Raw genomic sequence first — 434 nt, forward strand, 5'->3', positions numbered from 1 at the left:
GCTTAGTATCGATGAACGCCTGCAAACTATCACCGAAGACGCGCTGGATAATGCCGTAGCGTGGAACAAAGCCGAATCAGGCGCGTCGGTGCTGATTAATATCCAGACGGGCGAAATTCTGGCAATGGCGAGCTTCCCCGACTTCAACCCCAATAACCGGGAAGGGGCAACGCTGGATGATTTTCGCAATCGCGCGATCAGCGACACCTTTGAACCTGGCTCGACCGTTAAGCCTCTGGTGCTGATGACGGCGCTACAGCAGGGGCTGGTACAGCCTGACAGCGTCATAGACACGCATCCCTACACTATTGATGGCCATCGTATCCGCGATGTGGGCTACTACCCCGAGCTGACGATGACCGGGATCCTGCAAAAATCCAGTGATACGGGCGTGTCCCGTCTTTCGCTGGCGATGCCCGTGCAACGGTTACTGG

General features: G+C 56.5%; 1 protein-coding gene. It reads left to right on the forward strand.

The features are described from left to right. On the forward strand, window positions 1-434 hold a 434-nt coding region (locus RTW80_RS27375; RefSeq protein ID WP_312721228.1), incomplete at both ends, for a penicillin-binding transpeptidase domain-containing protein.

Origin of the sequence: Escherichia sp. AM3, from assembly GCF_032029835.1 — a bacterium.
Lineage (GTDB): Bacteria > Pseudomonadota > Gammaproteobacteria > Enterobacterales > Enterobacteriaceae > Escherichia > Escherichia coli.